Origin of the sequence: Gemella sp. GH3 (assembly GCF_013415425.1) — a bacterium.
GTDB lineage: Bacteria > Bacillota > Bacilli > Staphylococcales > Gemellaceae > Gemelliphila.
On record NZ_JACBYC010000072.1, the window covers coordinates 1 to 4,430 of the forward strand.

Here is a 4,430-nt window from a genome sequence, read left to right on the forward strand (position 1 = left end):
GATAATAATTGTCTTTATTTTCTTCCAAAGATTCTAACTCTGCTTGATAATATTTTATATCATAAACTTTCAGAAAAATATCTTTTTCTTTCAATTCATTATTGTAATCAAGATATTTACTAGCTTTTTCTTTTTGAATTGAAAGTTCATTATATCTTGCAGTAACTTCTATAAAAATATCATTTAATCTTTTTATATTGTCTGTTGTTTTATCTAGCTTACTATTAGCTTCTTTCTTTTTATTTTTATATTTTAAAATTCCAGCCGCTTCTTCTATTATAATTCTTCTATCTTGCGGTTTAGATGAAAGTATACTCTCAACTTTACCTTGAGTAATTATACTATAACTTTCTTTATTAATACCTAAATCAAAATATACATCTGTAATATCTTTTAACTTAGATTTTTTCCCATTAAGATAATATTCACTATCTCCATTTCTATAAAGACGCCTAGTTATAATTTTATCATTGGCATTTGTAGAAGAAAATGTGAGAGATACTTCTGCAAAGTTTTTCCCTCTTTTTTCTTCAGTACCAGAAAAGATAACATCTTTCATGCTACTACCACGTAAATTTTTTGCAGACTGTTCGCCTAAAACCCATCTAATAGCATCAATTATATTACTTTTACCAGAACCATTGGGTCCCACAATACCTATTAAATTATTATCTAATTTAAATATAGATTTCGACTGAAATGATTTAAAACCTTGTAATTCTATTTGTTTTAAATTCATATAAATTAAAACTCCTTAAAATATTTTAAACGATTCAATGCTTCTTTTGCTGCCAACTGTTCAGACTCTTTCTTACTCTTAGCTGTACCTGTTCCAAACTTATTATTATCAATTGTTACACAGCTCGTAAAAATTTTATTATGAGAAGGTCCACTATCATCAATTAAATGATAAGATATATTTCCTATTTTTTCTTTACTAGCATATTCTTGTAAATCCGTTTTATAGTCTATAAAACCAAAATCGGTATTATCTTTTATTTCTGCAAATAAAGTATCTTTAAGAAACATTTTTACCACTTCAAGTCCTTTATCTAAATACAACGCTCCTATAAAAGATTCAAAAATATCAGCAAGTAATGCTGGACGTTCTCTACCCCCTATTTTCTCTTCACCTTTACCTAAAAAAATATAATCGTTAAATTTTAATTGAAGAGCATATTTCACTAAAGTTGGCTCACAAACTATTGAAGCTCTAATTTTTGTTAGTTCCCCTTCTGATAATTCAGGAAATTTATTATATAGATAATCACTTATCGCTATTTCTAAAGTTGCATCTCCCAAAAATTCTAAGCGCTCATAATTATCATTTTTTGATAATTTCTTATTTTCATTAATATATGAAGAATGCGTGAATGCCATAATATATTCTTTCTTATATGCAATATCTAAATTAAATTCTTTATTTAAAGTATTAAGTAAATTTTGTAATTTTTTCAATTTTCTCCTCCTTTCTCAATCAATTAATTATAACATAACTCAAGTTATTCTTAACACAAAAAAAGTCCTCACTTAGAAAAACTAAATTAGGACTCGTCTTATTTATATAAAAATGGGGCGGCTGACGGGAATCGAACCCGCGAATGTCGGAACCACAATCCGATGCGTTAACCACTTCGCCACAGCCGCCATAAATAAAAAAAATTGAGATATAAAAATGGCGGTCCCGACGGGAATCGAACCCGCGATCTCCTGCGTGACAGGCAGGCGTGATAACCGCTACACCACGGGACCAAAATACAATCTCAATTCAAATGGTGACCCGTACGGGATTCGAACCCGTGTTACCGCCGTGAAAGGGCGGTGTCTTAACCACTTGACCAACGGGCCAAAATTACGGAGTAGGAGGGATTTGAACCCTCGCGCCAGTTTCCCGACCTACACCCTTAGCAGGGGCGCCTCTTCAGCCTCTTGAGTACTACTCCAAGCTCCACAGGCAGGACTCGAACCTGCGACCCTCTGATTAACAGTCAGATGCTACTACCAACTGAGCTACTGTGGAATAATTAGTTCTTCTTAACAGAACATTTATTATTATACATAGTTTATATAAAAAAGTCAATACTTTTTTTAAACTTTTAGTTTATATGTTGTATGTGTAATATATTTAATTACCAAAACCTCTGATTTTTTTATCTTCTTTTATTTTTTTTATTAGAAACAAGAGTTACTTTACTTTCATCAAAATTATTTTCCTTAGATGACTGTTTTTCTGGTATATAAGGTGGGAATAATAAATATCCTATATATATTTGAATTATTAAGAATAATCCCCCAATTATATAGTACAACCCTACTGCTCCTGCAACTATAAATGAAAATCCTGCAATCATTACTGGACTTATCCATTGCATAGCTTTCATTTGATTTGCCATAGCTTCTTGTCCTGGTTGAATTGGCTGTGGATTTAACTTCATTGTTAGTTGAATTTGAATAGCATATACTATAAATGCTATTATTGGTAAAATATAAGATCTTGATCCTAAATTAAAAATACCTAAAAATGTAGCTTCTTTTATTCCATCTGAATAATATGGATTTAGAAGTGTGAAGTATAATCCTGTCATTACTGGCATTTGTAATAATATAGGTAAACATCCTCCAACACTAAACGGCATAGCATTATGCTTTCTCATAATAGCCATTTGCTCTTTTTGTAATTCCATTTGTGCTGTTCTTATACGCATTCTATCTTCATTAGTTATAGCACGAACTTCTTCTTTCTTTAACTCTGACATTTTTTCTTGTACAACTGTCAATTCTGGGCGTGCTTTCTCCATACCTATCTTAGCATCTCTTTGCTTTTTAGTATTATAAAGCATAAATGGCATAACTATAAATCTTACAACAACTGTAATAAGAATAATTGCTAATCCCCAATTACCTACTAAATCGTATATCCACTTTAAAAATAAATCCATAGGTTTTACGAACGTTTCATAAAACCAACCTTCTCTATCTTCAGCAGAACATCCAGTTAGCGTTATTGTAGTCAGAAGAAATAACGTTAAAACTGATATTTTTTTCTTCAAAATTTTTCTCCTTTTAATTGTATTAATATCTAAATATAAATTATAACAAATATGTAGTATATCGTCAATAATGCACTATAGTATAAGAAAATTATTAAATAAAAATATAACTTTGTAATATCATTTAATTAATAATTCTATAAATCTTTCTCCAACAATAACTTTTTAACTTGTGCTGTATTTCCTACAGATTTATTATTATCATCACTATTTAATTTATTCTTAGAATAGTCATAAAGTTCTTGTAACTCTGTCTCCTTGTTTAATGCAGAATAATCAAAAGAATAAATTTTTTCTATTGTAGTTAATATATTATCTATATTTATTTTTACAAATTTCTCAAATTCACTAGAAGTTAACGTTCTATTCTTATAATGCCCATTTACTTTATTCTCTTTTGTAATTCCAGCAAACATTATCTTACTAGCACTTCTAGCAAAATCTTCTCCTAAAAGTACATCTTGATTTACTAAACCTTTCAACCTAACATTAGACTTATCTTCTGTTATTTGTCTATAAAATATACCTAATACTTGTTCTATTTTTATATCCTTCAATAAAATAGTTGCTATAAGATACGTTAACAGCTGAGAATCTTCACCATTATAAAATTTGCTATATTCAAAATCACTCTTGCTACTTTTGTAATCAATTAATAAGTATTTATTATCTTTTTGATCTATTCTATCAATCTTACCGCGGAAACTTATTGTTGGAATATTATAAATTCTAGGTAAATTGATAAACTTTTCTTTATCATCGTCCTTATAAATTATCTTATCTCCAGTTATAGTAAATTCAAAATTTTTTTCGACTTCTGTAGCTTTATAACCAGATATAGCTGTATAGTAAATTTCATATATTATTAATTTAGTTAGACGATTAATAATAGTATTAAACTCATAATAATTCATCTTTTTAGAATTGATAATTGTCATAAAATCTACTATATTATCGTTAATTGTATTATTAATAACTTCTAATAACAAACTTCTTACTGGTATTAAATACTTATTCTCATCAAATTGGTCTATTTCATCCAAATTAGCAAGTAGCTCTCCTTGTTTTGCAACATACTCCAAAATACGACTATCTTCCATTACAGCGTGATAGAAATTCCCCTTATTAAATGGGGTTATTTCATAGTTTTCTTCTTGGAATATTCCTAAAACTCGTTTAACAAAAAATATGTACGGACTCTTTACATAATCTTTAACTTTGCTACTACTAAAATTAGAAAAACTTTTATTATATTCTAAATATTTTTGTTTATTTTCGGTAGACAAAAAGAATTCATAAACTTCTTTTAAATATTCCATATAACTATTATGATATACAATATCATCATCATAAATTTCATCAACTAACACTCTGTCGACG

4 protein-coding genes and 5 tRNA genes are annotated in these 4,430 nt (G+C 28.6%); all 9 read right to left on the bottom strand.

The genetic code is table 11. The annotated features are described in order from the left end of the window. Nucleotides 1-739: AAA family ATPase (locus HZY83_RS01675; RefSeq protein ID WP_179942356.1), on the bottom strand; the 739-nt coding region annotated here is incomplete at its 3' end. A gap of 5 nt (nt 740-744) precedes the next feature. Continuing rightward, a complete protein-coding gene (gene rnc / locus HZY83_RS01680; protein WP_179942357.1) occupies nt 745-1,458 on the bottom strand; it encodes a ribonuclease III in 714 nt (237 codons plus the stop codon). Between the two features lie 113 nt (nt 1,459-1,571). Further along, nucleotides 1,572-1,647, bottom strand: a tRNA-His gene (locus tag HZY83_RS01685). A gap of 29 nt (nt 1,648-1,676) precedes the next feature. Next, nucleotides 1,677-1,752: transfer RNA gene (locus tag HZY83_RS01690), tRNA-Asp, on the bottom strand. Nucleotides 1,753-1,773: 21 nt separating this feature from the next. Beyond that, nucleotides 1,774-1,848 (bottom strand) — tRNA-Glu (locus HZY83_RS01695). Between the two features lie 7 nt (nt 1,849-1,855). After that, nucleotides 1,856-1,943 (bottom strand) — tRNA-Ser (locus HZY83_RS01700). A gap of 3 nt (nt 1,944-1,946) precedes the next feature. Beyond that, nucleotides 1,947-2,020, bottom strand: a tRNA-Asn gene (locus HZY83_RS01705). A gap of 130 nt (nt 2,021-2,150) precedes the next feature. Continuing rightward, entirely contained in the window at nt 2,151-3,050 is a 900-nt protein-coding gene (locus tag HZY83_RS01710) for a YidC/Oxa1 family membrane protein insertase (protein ID WP_228098437.1), read from the bottom strand. A 137-nt stretch (nt 3,051-3,187) separates the two neighbouring features. Further along, nucleotides 3,188-4,430, bottom strand: a 1,243-nt coding sequence (locus tag HZY83_RS01715) for a PD-(D/E)XK nuclease family protein (protein WP_179942358.1), incomplete at its 5' end; no start/stop codon positions are given.